Origin of the sequence: Mycobacterium sp. PO1 (assembly GCF_017312405.1) — a bacterium.
Lineage (GTDB): Bacteria > Actinomycetota > Actinomycetes > Mycobacteriales > Mycobacteriaceae > Mycobacterium.
In genome coordinates this window covers 243-16,383 of record NZ_BLTG01000011.1, presented here as the reverse complement: position 1 = coordinate 16,383, position 16,141 = coordinate 243, and the positions used below count along the sequence as shown (strand labels likewise).

11 protein-coding genes and 1 pseudogene are annotated in these 16,141 nt (G+C 67.9%); 7 read left to right on the top strand and 5 right to left on the bottom strand.

Annotation, left to right across the window (positions count from 1 at the left end; translation table 11 throughout):
* Nucleotides 1-29 precede the first annotated feature (29 nt).
* Together J3476_RS04490 and J3476_RS04485 are read left to right on the top strand one after the other, a co-directional pair.
* The gene (locus J3476_RS04490; RefSeq protein ID WP_207065339.1) at nt 30-1,115 is read left to right on the top strand and encodes an ATP-dependent DNA ligase; all 1,086 of its coding nucleotides are present in this window, start codon (nt 30-32) and stop codon (nt 1,113-1,115) included.
* A gap of 56 nt (nt 1,116-1,171) precedes the next feature.
* Entirely contained in the window at nt 1,172-3,526 is a 2,355-nt protein-coding gene (locus J3476_RS04485; protein WP_207065338.1) for an arylsulfatase, read from the top strand.
* Nucleotides 3,527-3,530: 4 nt separating this feature from the next.
* Here J3476_RS04485 and J3476_RS04480 read toward each other — a convergent pair whose 3' ends face one another.
* Nucleotides 3,531-5,333: an HNH endonuclease signature motif containing protein gene (locus J3476_RS04480; protein WP_207065337.1), complete on the bottom strand. Its 1,803-nt coding sequence runs from the start codon at nt 5,331-5,333 to the stop codon at nt 3,531-3,533.
* 134 nt (nt 5,334-5,467) lie between these two features.
* Between J3476_RS04480 and J3476_RS04475 the strand changes: the two genes are divergently transcribed.
* Complete coding sequence (locus tag J3476_RS04475) at nt 5,468-6,118, top strand: MBL fold metallo-hydrolase (RefSeq protein ID WP_207065336.1); 651 nt, start codon at nt 5,468-5,470, stop codon at nt 6,116-6,118.
* 15 nt (nt 6,119-6,133) lie between these two features.
* Nucleotides 6,134-7,012: an LLM class F420-dependent oxidoreductase gene (locus tag J3476_RS04470; protein ID WP_207065335.1), complete on the top strand. Its 879-nt coding sequence runs from the start codon at nt 6,134-6,136 to the stop codon at nt 7,010-7,012.
* Here J3476_RS04470 and J3476_RS04465 read toward each other — a convergent pair.
* The 4 genes from J3476_RS04465 to J3476_RS04450 are packed head-to-tail and all read right to left on the bottom strand — an operon-like array spanning nt 7,009 to nt 12,863.
* Nucleotides 7,009-8,724: a diol dehydratase reactivase ATPase-like domain-containing protein gene (locus tag J3476_RS04465; protein WP_286182602.1), complete on the bottom strand. Its 1,716-nt coding sequence runs from the start codon at nt 8,722-8,724 to the stop codon at nt 7,009-7,011. The genes J3476_RS04470 and J3476_RS04465 overlap by 4 nt on opposite strands.
* The gene (locus J3476_RS04460; protein ID WP_207065334.1) at nt 8,721-9,062 is read right to left on the bottom strand and encodes a diol dehydratase small subunit; all 342 of its coding nucleotides are present in this window, start codon (nt 9,060-9,062) and stop codon (nt 8,721-8,723) included. Before J3476_RS04460 ends, J3476_RS04465 begins: the two co-directional genes overlap by 4 nt.
* On the bottom strand, nt 9,059-11,296 hold the full coding sequence (locus J3476_RS04455) for a propanediol/glycerol family dehydratase large subunit (RefSeq protein WP_207065333.1): 2,238 nt from the start codon (nt 11,294-11,296) through the stop codon (nt 9,059-9,061). Before J3476_RS04455 ends, J3476_RS04460 begins: the two co-directional genes overlap by 4 nt.
* Nucleotides 11,297-11,330: 34 nt before the next feature.
* Nucleotides 11,331-12,863 carry an APC family permease gene (locus J3476_RS04450; RefSeq protein WP_207065332.1) on the bottom strand — a complete coding sequence of 511 codons (1,533 nt, stop codon included), beginning with the start codon at nt 12,861-12,863 and terminating at the stop codon, nt 11,331-11,333.
* Nucleotides 12,864-13,047: 184 nt separating this feature from the next.
* Here J3476_RS04450 and J3476_RS04445 point away from each other — a divergent pair, with 184 nt between their 5' ends.
* From J3476_RS04445 to J3476_RS27820, 3 genes and pseudogenes are all read left to right on the top strand, one after another.
* Nucleotides 13,048-14,328 (top strand): aminotransferase class III-fold pyridoxal phosphate-dependent enzyme, encoded by a 1,281-nt coding sequence (locus tag J3476_RS04445; protein ID WP_207065403.1) that lies wholly within the window; start codon nt 13,048-13,050, stop codon nt 14,326-14,328.
* The gene (locus J3476_RS04440; protein WP_207065331.1) at nt 14,325-15,872 is read left to right on the top strand and encodes an aldehyde dehydrogenase family protein; all 1,548 of its coding nucleotides are present in this window, start codon (nt 14,325-14,327) and stop codon (nt 15,870-15,872) included. Before J3476_RS04445 ends, J3476_RS04440 begins: the two co-directional genes overlap by 4 nt.
* 3 nt (nt 15,873-15,875) lie before the next feature.
* Nucleotides 15,876-16,141 (top strand): annotated as a pseudogene (locus J3476_RS27820) (BMC domain-containing protein); the annotation flags it as partial.

Genomic DNA, 16,141 nt, shown 5'->3' with positions numbered 1-16,141 from the left:
GTCCGGACCAAATCATCGGGGGGGTCGTCGTGCAGTTGCCCGTCATGCCGCCCGTGCCGCCGATGCTGGCCAAGTCGGTCGGCACGATCCCACCGGACGCGTCCTACGAGCCGAAGTGGGACGGGTTCCGCTCCATCCTGTTCCGCGACGGCGACGAGGTAGAGCTCGGCAGCCGCAACGAGCGCCCGATGACCCGCTACTTTCCCGAACTGGCCGACGCCGCCCGCGCCGAGTTGCCGGACCGCTGCGTGGTCGACGGCGAGATCGTGATCGCCGCCGGCGACGCGCTGGACTTCGAGGCGTTGCAGCTGCGGCTACATCCCGCCGCGTCGCGGGTGCGGATGCTGGCCGGTCAGACCCCGGCGGCGTTCATCGCGTTCGACCTGCTGGCGCTCGGTGACGTCGACTACACGCCGCGACCGTTCGCCGAGCGCCGCGCCGCGCTGGTCGACGCGCTGTCCGGGTGCGGTCCGGTCATCCACGTGACACCGGCGACCACCGATCTGCGCGTCGCGAACCGCTGGTTCGACGAGTTCGAGGGGGCCGGGCTCGACGGCATCATCGCCAAGCCGCTCGACGGCCGATACGTGCCCGACAAGCGGGTGATGTTCAAGATCAAGCATGCCCGGACCGCCGACTGTGTGGTCGCGGGGTACCGGGTGCACAAGTCGGGCGCCGATGCGATCGGCTCGCTGCTGCTCGGGCTCTACCGCGACGACGGGACGCTGGCCTCGGTCGGGGTGATCGGCGCGTTCCCGATGGCGCGTCGACGGGCGTTGTTCGCCGAACTGCAGCCGTTGGTCACCTCGTTCGACGAGCATCCCTGGAACTGGGCGGCGCAGATGGACCCGGAGACCGTGCGCCGCTACGGTGGCGGCTCACGGTGGAACGCAGGCAAGGATCTGTCCTTCGTCCCGTTGCGCCCCGAGCGCGTGGTCGAGGTGCGGTACGACCACATGGAAGGCGAGCGGTTCCGCCACACCGCCCAGTTCAACCGCTGGCGTCCGGACCGCGACCCCAGCTCGTGCACCTACGAGCAACTCGACCGTCCCGTGACGTTCCGGCTTGATGACATCGTGCCGGGACTGGGTGCGCGGGGAGGTCCTGCCCTCTAGGGTCGGCGTTGGTCAAGATCAACTCTTCGGCCGCGACACGAATCGAGGACCTCGACATGCAGCGGACGCATCTTCCGATCCCAGCTGAGCCCCGCCAAGGACTGATCACCTTCGACGCCAAGGACCCCGATACCAGTTATCCGCCGATCCAGCCGGTGCTGCCGCCGGACGGCGCCCCCAACGTCCTCGTCGTGCTGCTCGACGACGTCGGGTTCGGCGCGTCCAGCGCGTTCGGCGGTCCCTGTCGCACGCCGACCGCGGAGCGGCTGGCCGATGACGGCTTGCGCTACAACCGTTTCCACACCACGGCGCTGTGCTCGCCGACACGGCAGGCACTGCTCACGGGCCGCAACCACCATTCGGTCGGTATGGGCGGCATCACCGAGATCGCCACCGGTGCACCAGGATACAACTCCATCCTGCCCAACACCATGTCGCCGATCGCTCGCACGCTGAAGCTCAATGGCTACAACACCGCCCAGTTCGGCAAGTGCCATGAGGTACCGGTGTGGGAAACCAGCCCAGTGGGACCGTTCGACGCTTGGCCGACCGGCGGCGGCGGCTTCGAGTACTTCTACGGGTTCGTCGGCGGTGAGGCCAACCAGTGGTATCCGACGCTGTTCGAGGGCACCAACCCGGTCGAGGTGGACCAGACCCCGGGTTACCACTTCATGGAGGACATGACCGACAAGGCGATCGGCTGGATCGGCCGGCAGAAGGCCCTGGCTCCGGACCGTCCGTTCTTCGTCTACTTCGCCCCCGGTGCCACCCACGCCCCACACCACGTCCCCAAGGAGTGGGCGGACCGATACCGCGGCGAGTTCGACGACGGCTGGGACGCGTTGCGGGAGCGGACCTTCGCCCGCCAGAAGGAGCTCGGTGTCATACCGCCGGAGTGCGAGCTGACACCACGTCACGCCGAGATCCCCGCCTGGTCCGAGATGCCGGAGGAGCTCAAGCCTGTGCTGCGTCGGCAGATGGAGGTGTACGCCGGTTTCCTGGAGTACACCGATCACCACGTCGGCCGGCTCGTCGACAGCTTGCAGCAGCTCGGCGTGCTCGACGACACCTTGATCTACTACATCGTCGGCGACAACGGCGCGTCTGCCGAGGGCACGATCAACGGCACCTACAACGAGATGCTGAACTTCAACGGCATGGCCGCCCTCGAAACCCCCGAGTTCCTCGCCGAGCACCTCGAGGACTTCGGCGGGCCCGACTCCTACAACCACTATGCGGTGGGGTGGGCGCATGCGATGGACACTCCGTATCAGTGGACCAAGCAGGTGGCGTCACACTGGGGTGGCACCCGCAACGGCACGGTCGTGCACTGGCCGGCGGGGATCGGGTCCGGCGGTGAGATGCGTTGGCAGTTCCACCATGTCATCGATGTGGCGCCGACCTTGCTGGAGGTCGCCGGTCTGCCGGAACCGCTGTTCGTCAACGGGGTGCAGCAGTCCCCCATCGAGGGAACCAGCATGCTGTACTCGTTCAACGATGCCACGGCGCCGGACCGGCACGAGACGCAGTACTTCGAGATGTTCGGCAATCGCGGGATCTACCACAAGGGTTGGACTGCGGTGACGAGGCACAAGACGCCGTGGTTGCTGATCGGTGAGGACGTTCCGTCATTCGACGACGACGTCTGGGAGCTCTACGACACCACCACCGACTGGAGCCAGGCCCGCGACCTCGCCCGGGAGATGCCCGACAAGCTGCATGAGCTGCAACGGTTGTGGCTCATCGAGGCGACCCGCTACAACGTGTTGCCCCTCGATGACGACCTGGCGCGGCGGATGAACCCCGATGTGGCGGGGCGGCCGGTCCTGGTCCGTGGGAACACCCAGGTGCTGTTCGGCGGTATGGGGCACCTGTCCGAGCACAGTGTGCTCAACATGAAGAACAGGTCCCACTCGGTGACCGCCGAGATCGTGGTGCCGGAGTCCGGGGTGCAGGGCGTCATCATCGCGCAGGGCGCGAACATCGGCGGGTGGAGTCTCTATGCCCACGAAGGCAAGCTGAAGTACTGCTACAACCTCGGCGGTATCAGGCATTTCTACGCCCAGTCAGCGGATCCCCTGCCCGCGGGTGATCATCAGGTCCGGATGGAGTTCGACTACCACGGCGGCGACACTCCGGGCGGCGGCGGGACGGTCACGCTGTACGTGGACGGACAGCAGGTGGGCAGCGGGGAGGTCGAGGCCACGCTGCCGATCATCTTCTCCGCCGACGACGGCTGCGACGTCGGCCTGGACTCCGGATCGGCGGTGTCGCCCGACTACCGCGCGGGCGCCACCCGGTTCACCGGGCGGGTGAAGGGTGTTCAGCTCGCCATCGCCGACGCGGCGGTCGCAGACAACCACCTCGTGTCTCCTCAGGAGGCGCTACGGGTGGCCATGGCCCGCCAGTAACCCGTCAGAACGGAGGCGGATCGTCGCTGCGGCCGTACACGATTGGGCGGTTCATGGAGCTCCGGATGGCGTCGACAGCCTCCTGGCGGGCGTGCCATCCGGGATCCCGTGGGTTGTGGGGAATGGCCTCGCGCCGGGCGCGGCGCTCTTGCGCGGCTTTCTCCGCGGCGGCGCGGTCGAGTTCTCGCGCAATGGCGTTGTGCGTGCGAGCACGCACGATGTACGCCGCGCGGTTCTGCGCGCGGGTCCGCTGGCGTAGCGGCATCATCAGTCCCCGCCCCGGGCTCGGGGGCGGTGCGGCTGGTGCTGGCCGGGGTGGCGCCGCATCGCTCCGACCGGTGGTGATCCAGGACGGAAACAGCAGCGCCGAGAACGGTTTGGTGGTGTACACGTGCCCGGTGGGGGTGGTGATCGTCAACGTCCCATCGGGACATTGCTGTTCGCGCCAGCCCTCCCAGAAGGTCTTCAGCAGATGGTGCAGACGGCATTTGGCATTGAGGTTGTCCGGGTGGGTCGGCCCGGCAGGCCAGGGCGCGCTGTGGTCGAGGTCGATGTCAATCGCAGGCCGGTCGCAGCCTGGTACGCGACAAGTCAGGTCGCGACACCGTACGAACTCGTCTTGAGCTGTGGTCGGCCGATAGCCCGGGTTGACAGGGAGATCGCGGGGGTCGGCTACGGTACGAACTTTGGCGCCGCGCGCGATGACCTCGGCCAGCAGAGCCACGGGCAGCACGGCCCCCCGCAGCCCGAGAATCACCGCCGGACGGGCAAGGTGCAGGGGCCCATTGACCGAGGTGGGTGCCGGTTCGGGGGTGGCCGTGGGCTCGGGTGCCGGCCCAGGGGCGGGGTCAGGATCAAGGCTGTCCGGAGGCTCGGAGCTCGTTCCGGGGTCGGCTGCGGGCTGCGGCGCAGGAGCGGCATCCGACCGGGTTCTGGGCGGGACGTCGATCTCTGGTTCGGGTTCGGCGTCAGGGGCGGCGTCGAGGGACGCCTGATCGGCGACGACGTGAACGACGACGCTGGTGGCGCGGGCGTCGGGAACAGTGGCGGCCAGGCATTCGGGCCTGCCGCACTGGCAGTTCAGGTGAAATGCCCCCGCGAACACGGCGCCGAACGCGTCGGCGCGTTTCTGGGCCAGGGTTCTCGGGTCGTCGGGGCACACACTGTTGACCATGGCCTTGAGACGTCGAGCGGCGATGGCCGCATCGATGGAGTTGACGCGGCCGAACACGCTGGTGGTGCTGGTTACGTCGTCACGGCGCCCGACGCGGAAATCCCGGTTGCGGTGCTGGTCGCGAGCCTGGCGGACCGCATCGGGGTCCAGGGTGTGCAGCCACACCGTGATCGCGGCGTCGAGTTTGTCACCGGACAGCACGCCCCACGAGGCTGCGGCCGCAGCGAACTGTTCGTCCAGCCCGGCCCACACCTGATCGTCGACGACCAGCCCGCACAGCCACACGATACGGGCCACCACCCGCTCGCTGACCTGTCCGGCGAGGAACCGGTTGTTGAGGCGGGGCAGCTTGTCGCGCAGCAGAACCCCGGTGTCCATCAGGGTGAGCGCCCGGCCGTGGGAGACGTTGAGCGCGCATGCCACCTGCGCGGCTGCGTCATCGACCGGGTCGCACGCCCACTTCTGACGCTGTGGGTCGGAGTCAGCGGTGCGGCCTCGCCATTCGGCCAGCGCGGCGAATTTGCGGGCTTCGGCGGCGGCCGCGGCACTCGACCATCCGGCGATCGCGTCGATCAGTTCGCGGTTCGACGCCTGTGCCAGCGCGGGCGGACCAGTGAGCGAACCATCGAACATATGAGCGAGTCTACTTTCGCCGCGGCCGCCAAGAACCCGCCGAATCGGCTACCAGGCGCAACCTGTGGATGAATTCGCGATTGGGGATACCCACCCCTTGACCTGAACAATTGTTGAGGTTGCACTCTGAGCGCATGAGACAAGTCCTGACAGACCTCTGGGAAACCCGACCCGACAACCCCTTCCCCGGGCTGACCACCCACGCCTACCTCTGGACGGCCGCCAATGCGCTGTTCTACTCGCCGGCCACAGACGCCGAGTTCGACCAACTGTCCGACCTCGGCGGCGTCACCCATCACTACCTGTCGCACCGCGACGAAGCCGGACCGATGCTGAAAGGGATTGCCCGCCAGTTCGGTTCGACGCTCCGCGCGCCGCTGGCCGAGCTCGACGACATCGCCGAGCACCACCGCGTCGACGTCCCACTCGGCAGCCGTCACGTCGACAGCAACGGGGTCGAGGTCATCCCCACCCCCGGCCACACCCCCGGGAGCACCTGCTACCTCGTCCCCGGCGCCGAGGGTCGCTACCTGTTCACCGGGGACACCGTGATCCGCACCCCGGACGGTGATTGGTGGGCCGGCTATCTGGACGGCATGAGCGACCGGCACACCTTGGCAGAGAGCCTGCGCCTGCTGGCAACGCTGAGCCCGGACGTCGTCATCTCCAGCGCTTTCCTGGGCGACACGGCGGTGCACCGCGTCGAACCCGGGACGTGGCAGGATCACGTCGCACAAGCGCTCGACGGCCTTTTCTCCGCCACGAGGAATGCGCGCGGGAGCTGACGCATTGCAGCGGACATGGACCTCGGATTCCACATTCCCGTCTTCGACATCGACGGCGGCCCCACCGCGATCGCCGGCGAGCTCGCCGCCGTCGGCCAGGCCGCTGAGGCAGCCGGCGCGACGTGGCTGTCTTTCATGGATCACTTCTTCCAGATCGAACCCACCGGCCTGCCCGCCGAGGCCAACATGCTCGAGGGCTACACCTCGCTGGGCTACCTGGCCGCGCACACCACCTCGGTCGACCTCGGACTGCTCGTCACCGGCGTCACCTACCGCCACCCGGGTCTGCTCGCCAAGATCGTCACAACGCTCGACATCCTCTCCGGCGGTCGCGCGGTGCTCGGTATCGGTGCCGCGTGGTTCGAACGCGAGCACCTCGGCCTCGGGGTGCCCTATCCTGCGTTGGCCGAACGCTTCGAACGACTCGAAGAGACCCTGCAGATCTGCAATCAGATGTGGGATCCGGCCGACAACGGGCCGTTCGAGGGCACGCACTACCAACTCGCCGAGACCCTGTGCTCGCCACAACCGATCAACCGCCCCAAGGTGCTGATCGGCGGCGGTGGTGAACGCAAGACGCTGCGACTGGTGGCCCAGTACGGCGATGCCTGCAATCTGTTCGGAAGCTCCCCCGACGATGTCGCCCACAAGCTCGACGTGCTGCGCCGGCACTGCGACGAACTCGGCCGAGACTACGCCAGCATCCGAAAGACCATCCTGGCCAACAACCCTCGCCCAGAACCCGACACTCTCGACGCCTTCGTCACCCACATGGCCGACTACGCCAAGCTCGGCATAGACACCGCGATCATCACACCGACCACAGGAGCACCGGCTTCCTGGATCGAGGCCATGTCCCCCGCGGTGCCCAAGCTGGCCGAACTGGGACGCTAGCGACCCGCGGCGTACATCTCCACCAGCCCGGAGGCCACCGCGAACCGCGGACCGTGCACACCGAGGACGTTCGCGCGTCCGACGACGACCGGGACGGTCCGCAACGCCTCCGAGACAGAGCGCATCAGCTCATCGTCCAGCGCACCTCCGCCGGCCAGCACCAACGCCGAGGGTGGGCGGTCGAACCCACGAAGCGCTCGGGCGATGTTGGCCGCCAACGTTTCCTGCTTGATGGCCAACCGCAGACTGCGCCACTCTTCGGCCGCAAGCCGGCTCGAGAAGGGAACCAGGCCGGCCGGTCCCCTCGTACACAGTCGACCGATCGCGTCGGACTGCGCCGGCGCATCCAGGAACACGCGCCGACCGTCTTCCTCGTGCGCGACATGCGGACCCTCCACGCGCACGGCCGGGGACCTCTTGACCTGCTCGGCCAGCGCGCGTGGCACACCCAGCACGTGAGCGACCGCCACGGTGACGGCCTCGCCCGCGCCCGCGGCCACCACCGAGCGCGCGGAACCGATGAGATCGATGGTGCCGCCGCCGATATCGCAGACCATCGTGTCGGCGGGCAGGCCCGGTGTGCTGCGGGCACCCCACGCCGCCGCCTCGGGCTCGGTGGCCAGGGTTCGCGCGGGCCGACCGGTGAGTTCCGTCAGAGTCGCGGCCGCGTCGTCGACGTCGTCGGCGGCCAGCAGCGCCACCACGGTGCCCGACGCCTCGACCAGACCGCGTCGCAGCCACGCCCCGTTGTCCACCGCGCCGAGGTCGGTGAAGAACGCATCATGCACCGCCAGGCCGTTTTTGGCCGTAGGCACCTTCCCGAGTCTGATGAACTCGACGCAGCCGGGCGGAGCCTGCCGCAACACGGCGTGGGCGTGGGCCAGCGAGTAGCGGCGGAGCTCGCCCCCGACCCGGCAGTCGGCGAAGTCCTCGTCCCGGTCGGGCGGCGCGGCGGGCCTGGTGCTCGCGGTGACGGCGATGGCGGCAGAGTCCGCGAGTTCGCGGCAGAACTCCGCCACCTGAACGAGCCTGTCGGCAGGGAGTTTCAGGGCTGCGGCCAGCGCGATCGGGTCTGCCGTGGCGCGGTACGCCCGGCCCTCGGCCACCACCTCGACGGCGATCAGCGCATCGGGCGCGACCCCGCTCAGGTCGACTTCGTCGACGACCGGCACGTCGAACGGGATGCGGTTACGGATCAGCACCGCGTCGTCCTGGGCGGCCAGCACCCCGACGATCTGCCAGCCACCCCGGTCAGCCGCCGCCAGCGCGGAGGCCGCCGCCTCGAAATCGGTATCCGAGTCGACGGAGACCACGACCGGCTCATCGCTCGGCGCCTGCGTCAGCGCATGCAGCGAAACATGGCGTCCCACTCCGTATCCGGTGCCGCCCGCGGTACTGGCGTCGGGTCGGCGCAGACTGCGCACGGGGGCGCCCGGCGTCGACGCGGGCGGCATCGGGGCGGTCGCGGTATCGACCGGCCGCAACGCCGAGATCACCAAATCGTCGGCGTACAGCCCCGTGTCGACCTCGACCCGGTGCAGTAGTGCCGCGGCACCCTGCAGGGACTCCAGCGATCCTTTACGGCCTCGCGTGGGCGCGTGACCGTGAGCCTGCGGGGTGACCTCACCGTCGTGCACACACGACAGCACGAGTTCGGTGGTGTGATTGCCGACGTCGATGCCGGCGACGATCACCCCGCGACGGGTCGTCACCGCAGCAGACCCCTGCGGGTGTAGGCGTCGGCCGCCTGGCGCACCAGCTCGGCGCAGCGTGCCGCACCCCGCCGCTCCAGCGATACCCGCAGCGCCTCCAGTTCGGCACCGGTCGAGCGGTGCGGACGCAGCGCCTCGTAGAGGTTCATCACGTCCTCGTCGTCCATCGTCGCCATTTCGGCTGCGCGCAGGAAGTTTTCGGCCAGCTGCGGATTACCGCCGTCCTCGGCGACCACCGCCTGCTGGGCCAGCACCGCCGGGTCCATGCGCAGCTGGGTCAACCCGAGCTTTCCGTCGACCGCGTTCGCCACAGTCAGGATCTCGCGCCGAGTGTTCATGCCCGCCTCACCTCCACCGTGACAGGGGGTTCGCCGGGTTCACACGCCTGGCGCTCCAGGGCCACGAGGGCCACCGCGCGGGCGTGATACCGCGCCGAGATCGACTCGTCCGTGCCGCCGGTGAAGATGGGCACCGGCGCCATCCCCTTGGCGTGCCGCGCTGCGTTCTTGCCCAGTTCGCGGTACATCTGCGGGGTGAGCAGCGGTGCCACACTGAACAATTCGAGGTTGGCCAGCGGTGCGAGGTCGCGGCGGTGGATCAGCGCGGTCCCCTTGCCCTGCAACCCGATCCCGATTCCCGATCCCGACAGCCGAGCCGCGGTCAGGCCGATCAGTCCGACATCGATCGTGGACCGCACCCGGACCAGGCGCGGCACACAGCCCTCCTCCTCGAGACCGGCGGAGATCTGTCGCAGGACCTCGCCCACCGTGAGGCCGCAGAGGCTGAGCCAGACACTGCGTCCCCACGTCGGCGACAGGCCGATGCACACTTCGCGGGGGTCGCTGCCCTGGCGGGCGGGTTCGACCTCGGTCACGAGGACGTGGTCCTGGTGCTCAGCCTGATCGGCGGTCAGCTCGGCGGTCGAGCGCTGTTGCCGGATCGCGTCGATCTCGGCGCGCCGCGCATCGTCGAGGACGTAACCCGTTCCGGGGCCGGCATAGTCGTTCGGATCGGTGATCTTGGACAGCACCCGGAACTGGTCGTCGAAGATCGCCGAGGTCTGCAGCTGGTCCCCGCCCATGCGTTCGCGGGTCAACCGCATGATCGACTCGGCCTCCTCGGGGTAGCCGGTGCGGTGCAACGACGCGACGACGTCGAACACCGTCAACTGTCGGGCCTCGATCGACGCGGCGGCTTCGGCCACCATCTTCGGGTGCCCGGCCGGCAGGTCGCGGGACCCGTTGGCGGCGACCACCTGCTCGACCCGCTCGTCGTCGTAATCCGCCAGCCCGAGATCACGGTAGACGGCTTGCACCGCCGTCGCCGCGCGGCGGCGCACCGCCGCCAGATGTTCTGGCGACACCGTGCGCAGGCCCCCGTCGGCGCCCCAGTCCCGCTGCAGCACCAGGAAGTCGTCCATGTCGTCGGAGTTGAAGTTCGACAGCGCGAAGGCGTTGTCGTACCGCGGGATCGAGCCGAATCCGGAGAAGACGAAGTCCGCTCCGGCCAGCAGTACCGGCAGCGTGTGCGCGCTGCGGCGGATGTCGGACTCGGAGATCAGGTTGTCGTTGCCCGCGCACGACTCGAGGTCGCGCATCATCACCATCAGGTTCTCGGCGAGGAGCTCTTTCATGCCGTCGGGCACCGACGCCACCACCCCGACACCGTCGATGCCGCCGTTCTGCACGCCCTGAGAGCCCAGGGCGCGCGCCAGCGACACGCACCGAGACTCCAGGTAGAGGATCGAACAACGCTCCGCCGCGCCCATCAGCACCTCGGCGCCGCCACCGCTGGTCACCCGCATCTTCAGTCCTCGCGAGGCGTAAGCCGAGGTCAGGATGGCCTTGCTGAAGGGAGTGTCGTCACCGTCGACGAACACCTGCTCGGTGCCGTAGATCGAGATGGTCTCGGCATAGCTGGTCAGTCCACGCAGCCCCAGACGCAGCTCGAGCGCTTCCTCGATCGAGCACTGCGCCAACGCTCCCGGCGTACCGACCTGTGAGCCGATCAGCAGCGCGACGGCGTTGGAGGCCGCGTCGCCGAGCACCGGCACCGTCGTCTCGACCTCCCGGAACCCGTAGGCCACCGCAGCCGCAGCGTCGGCGGCGATGAGCAGCGGGTCGTCGAGTTGGTTGGTCACGTGGGCCTGATTGCTCGGCGTGCGACGGGCCCGCATCTTGGCCATCGCCATCTGCATCTCCACCGGCGACATCAGGGCGAGCACCCGGGCCAGCTTGGCGGGGGTGGTGCCGCCGATCAGCCGCACCACCTCCGCACGCGGCACGTTGACGTCGACGGCCATGCGCGCGAGCACAGCGTCGTCGAGCGCCATCGCCTCATCGGCGACCGCGAGGTCGATGCCGTAGCGGGCGACGAATTCGTCGATGACGTCGAAGTCGGCGGCGGACTTGCCGTCGAGTTCGGTGACGACACCGCCGTCGATCACCAGCGACGGGCTCGGGTCATGTGGACTGCGCATGGCCACCAGGCCGAGGTCGGCATCGGCGACACTGAAGCCGTCGAGGTTCACCGGCTTTTCGTCGAGCACCCGGAATCGACCCAGCTCTTGCACGGCGCGTTCCTCCTCAGTCCTGGTGGCCAGCGGATCAGTCCCGAACTTCGCTGTCGTCGTAGACGATCCGGCCGATCAGCTCATAGCGGCGAGAGTCGCGGAACTTGAAGTACAGCGCAAGCGCGGCACCGATGGCGAACACACCGACCACGATCCACGGCGTCAGCTTGAACAGCAACGTGCCCGATGCCGTCCCTGCCGCCGACTCCTTGTGCTCCCACAGCAGATACACCACGTAGAGCATGCCCGAACCACCGAGCAGGGGCGCGAGGAACGTCTTGAACCAGTGCGCGCTGGACGGATGCATCTTGTGGAAGTGGAAGTAGGCGATGATGGCGAAGGCGCACAGCGACTGCACGATCAGAATCGCCATGGTGCCGAGGATCGCTAACAGCGTGTACATGTGCACGTAGGGGTCCATGCCCGCGAACAGGAACGCCAGGATCAGCACCAGCGAGATGCCGCTCTGGACGAAGGACGCCACGTAGGGCGATCCGTGGGTGGGATGGGTGGCCCCCAGGGTGCGCTGCAGCTTGACGGACAGGCCCTCGCGACCCAGCGCGTACAGGTATCGCGAGGCGCAGTTGTGGAATGCCATGCCACACGCGAACGAACCGGAGACCAACAGGATGTTGAACACCGTGATCGCCCACTCGCCGTAGGTGCCGCGCACCGGTCCGAAGAAGATCTCCGAGGCCGTGTCGGCGTCCTGGGCCAGCTCGACGGCACGCTGCGGGCCGGTGCCGGCGATGGCCATCCACGAAACGAACACATAGAACAGACCGACGCCCAGCACCGCGATCATGGTCGCGCGCGGGATGATTCGCTTGGGGTCCTTGGACTCCTCGCCGTACATGGCCGTCGACTCGAACCCGACCCACGACCAGAACGCGAAGAACAAGCCCAGCCCCGCGCTGGCGCCTGCCACGGCCGCGGGGGTGAACGCACCGATCGGGTTCAGCGTCTCGCCGATCGCGAAGCCGTCCGGCCCGCCACCCTGCACCAGCACGGCCACAGCGCCCAGAGCGAGCATGACGATCTCGGTGATCAGGAAGACCCCGAGCACCTTGGCCGTGAGGTTGACGTCGAAGTAGGTCAGGATCGCGTTGAGCGCGAGCATCAGCAGCGCCGGCAGGATCCAGGGGATCGTGATCCCGAACAGCGACGACACCAGGTTCTGGGTGAAGAACGAGAAGATGCCGATCAGCGACGCTTCGAACACCACGTAGGCCAGCGTGATGAGCAGGCCGGCAGCCATCCCGACCACCCGGCCGAGTCCGTGCGAGATGTAGCCGTAGAACGCGCCGGTGGCGGTGATGTGCTTGGCCATCGTGGCGTAGCCGATGGCGAACAGCCCGAGCACCACCGTCGCGACGATGTAACCGGCAGGTGCATGTGAACCATTTCCGAACCCGACGGCGATCGGAACGTTACCGACCATTGCCGTGATGGGCGCGGCCGTGGCCACCGCCATGAAAATGACGCCGATGGTCCCCACAGCGTTGCGCTTGAGCCGTTGGACCGGTTCACCTGTTGTTTTGTCGTGATCCACGACGCGATCAGTCATCCTGTGTGCATACCTTCCCCAGTGAACGGTAGGAGTTGTTGTGGTCCAGACCACATCAACCGTGCGTATATTGGCACTACCAATTAGATCGCGCAACCGCTAGAACGCTTCGGTTCGCGCTATTGACACAAATGGTCAACCTTTTTACGCTGGCCGGGACTTACCACTCATGGCAGGGAGCCCGGTGTACGACTACGGCACGTTCTCGTTCGAGTCCAAGACCCAGGTCCTGGAACGCGCGAAAGAGTTCTGGAATCCTGACAAGACCCAGTTCTGGACCGATACCGGCGTCGATCTCGTCATCGACCGGCGGGAGGGCTACTTCCTGTGGGACATGAGCGGGCGCCGGCTCATCGACATGCACCTCAACGGCGGAACCTACAACCTGGGTCACCGCAACCCCGAGGTCATGCAGGCTCTCACCGAGGGCATGCAGTACTTCGACGTCGGTAACCATCACTTCCCGTCCGTGGCACGCACCGCGCTGGCCCAGAAGCTGGTGGAGTCGGCGCCTCAATCGATCTCCAAGGTCGCGTTCGGGTCCGGCGGGGGCGAGGCCATCGACATCGCGCTCAAGAGCGCACGCCATGCGACCAAGCGCCGCAAGATCGTCTCGATCATCAAGGCCTATCACGGACACACCGGTCTGGCGGTCGCCACCGGCGACGACCGGTTCGCCAAGATGTTCCTCGCCGACCAGCCGGACGAGTTCATCCAGGTGCCGTTCGGCGACGTCGACGCGATGGAACAGGCGCTGCGCGGACGCGACGTGGCCGCGGTGATCATGGAGACGATCCCCGCGACCTACGGGTTCCCGCTTCCGCCGCCGGGCTACCTGGAAGCGGTGCGGGACCTGTGCACGCGCTACGACGCGCTCTACATCGCCGACGAGGTGCAGACCGGGCTGATGCGTACCGGCGAGATGTGGGGAATCACCAAGCACGGCATCGACCCCGACATCATGGTGTCGGGCAAGGGGCTCTCCGGCGGTATGTACCCGATCACCGCCGCGATGCTCAGCAACCGCGCCGCCCAGTGGCTCGACGAGGACGGCTTCGGCCACATCTCCACGTTCGGCGGCGCGGAACTGGGATGTGTCGCGGCAATCAAGACCCTCGAGATCACCTCGCGCCCCGAGGTCAGGTCCTCGGTCCACTACATCGCCGACATCTTCTCCCACGGGCTGGCGCGGATCCAGGCCGACCATCCCGATTGGTTCGTCGGTATCCGGCAGAACGGCGTGGTGATCGGGCTGGAGTTCGACCATCCCGAAGGCGCCAAGTTCGTGATGCGGGAACTCTACGAACTCGGCGTGTGGGCCATCTTCTCGACGCTGGATCCCCGTGTCCTGCAGTTCAAACCGGGTCTGCTGCTGGGACGCGACCTCTGCGAGGACGTCCTGGACCGACTCGACGTCGCCGTCGGCCGGGCTCAGGCCGCCGCTACCGGACGGAGAAAGGTGTGACCACCATCAACCAGGCCGGCCACCTGCTGGAACGTGCCCGCTGGGCCGCGGCCGCCTACGCCGAGTACGACCAGAGTGCCGTCAGCGCGATCGTCAACGCGGTCGCCGAAGCCGGCCATGCCGAAGCCGAGCGCTTCGCCGCGGCCGCGGTGGCCGAGACCCAGATGGGCGTGGTCGCCGACAAGGTGGTCAAGAACCGGGCCTGCTCGCGCGGCATCCTCGACTTCTACCGAGGCCAGGACTTCGTCTCGCCCCGTGTCGACGTCGAGCAGAAGATCGTCGAGATCCCGCGTCCGGCCGGGGTGGTGCTCGCCCTGGCACCGACGACCAATCCCGTTGCGACGGTGTACTTCAAGGTGATCCTGGCGCTGATGACCCGCAACGCCGTGGTCGTCGCCCCCCATCCCCGGGCCCGCCAGTGCTCGGTCGATGCGGCCCAGTTGCTGGCCGAGGCCGCAGTCGCGGCCGGCGCGCCCGACGGCATCGTGTCGGTGGTGACCGAGCCGTCGATTCCTCTGGTCGAGGCGCTGATGGCCGATGAACGCACCGATGTCATCGTCGCGACCGGGGGCACCGGCGTGGTCCGGGCCGCCTATTCGTCGGGCAACCCGGCCCTGGGCGTCGGGCCGGGCAACGTGCCGGTCTTCGTGGATGCGAGCGCCGACATCGAGGCCGCCGCCCGCCGCATCGTCGACAGCAAGGCTTTCGACAACTCGGTGCTGTGCACCAACGAGTCGGTGCTGATCGCCGAGGACGCCATCGCAGCGAAGCTGAGCTCGGCGCTGACCCGCAACGGAGCGCACATCCTCGACGCCGAGGCGACGCAACGGCTTCGGGAGTACATGTTCCCTGACGGCGCGCTGAACACCGAGGTGGTGGGTCGATCGGCGGCGTGGATCGCCGAGCGCGCGGGAGTCCGGGTGACGGCCAAGACCCGGCTGCTGGTCGCGCCGTTCACCGACGTCATCTCCGAAGAGGTGTTGACACACGAAAAGCTCTGCCCGGTAATTGGTTTCACCACGGTTGCCGACGCCCACCGCGGAGTTCGCGCCGCCCGCGCCGTCGTGCGTATCGCCGGCGCCGGACACTCCGCGGCCATTCACAGCGAGGACCCGCGTGTCGTCACCGAATTCGCTGCGCAGGTCCCTGTGCTGCGGGTGTCGGTCAACGTCGGCAACAGCACCGGCAGCTCCGGACTCGAGACCAATCTGGCGCCGTCGATGACGATCGGCACCGGCTTCGTGGGGCGCAGCGGAATCGGGGAGAACCTGCGTCCGGACAACCTGCTGAACTGGACGCGGATCGCCTACAACGCCGACGCCGGCGTGTCGATGCCCAGCTTCGCCGCCATCTCGCCGTGGCGCAGTCCCGACTCCGCGGTGCCGGCCTATCCCCGCGCCTCCAACGACGACTCCGTGGCACTTCCCGTCCCGCCGAGGCGCCCCGCCCCGGTGTCCCGCTCTGCCGATCCGACCCTCGACACGCTGCGCGCCGAGCTGCGCGCGCTGGTCGTCGAGGAGCTCGCCCAACTCATCAAGAGGTGACCCGTGGCTGAACTACGTTCGTTCATCTTCATCGACAGGCTGCAGCCGCAGACCATGTCGTATCTGGGCACCTGGATCAAGGGTGCTCTGCCGCGCGCCGATGTCGCCGCCCAGATCATCGAGGTGGCACCGGGACTGGACATCGAAGGCGTCACCGATGTGGCCCTCAAGCACGCCGAGGTCCAGGCGGGCGTGCTGGTGGTGGAACGCCAGTTCGGCTACCTGGAGTTCCACGGTGAGACGGGTGCGGTCAAGGCCGCCGCCGACGC

Bases quoted from the DNA above. Each gene is read 5' to 3' on its own strand.
- J3476_RS04485 (WP_207065338.1), top strand. From the start codon at position 1,172: ATGCAGCGGACGCATCTTCCGATCCCAGCTGAGCCCCGCCAAGGACTG.
- J3476_RS04480 (WP_207065337.1), bottom strand. From the start codon at position 5,333: ATGTTCGATGGTTCGCTCACTGGTCCGCCCGCGCTGGCACAGGCGTCG.
- J3476_RS04475 (WP_207065336.1), top strand. From the start codon at position 5,468: ATGAGACAAGTCCTGACAGACCTCTGGGAAACCCGACCCGACAACCCC.
- J3476_RS04470 (WP_207065335.1), top strand. From the start codon at position 6,134: ATGGACCTCGGATTCCACATTCCCGTCTTCGACATCGACGGCGGCCCC.
- J3476_RS04460 (WP_207065334.1), bottom strand. From the start codon at position 9,062: ATGAACACTCGGCGCGAGATCCTGACTGTGGCGAACGCGGTCGACGGA.
- J3476_RS04450 (WP_207065332.1), bottom strand. From the start codon at position 12,863: ATGACTGATCGCGTCGTGGATCACGACAAAACAACAGGTGAACCGGTC.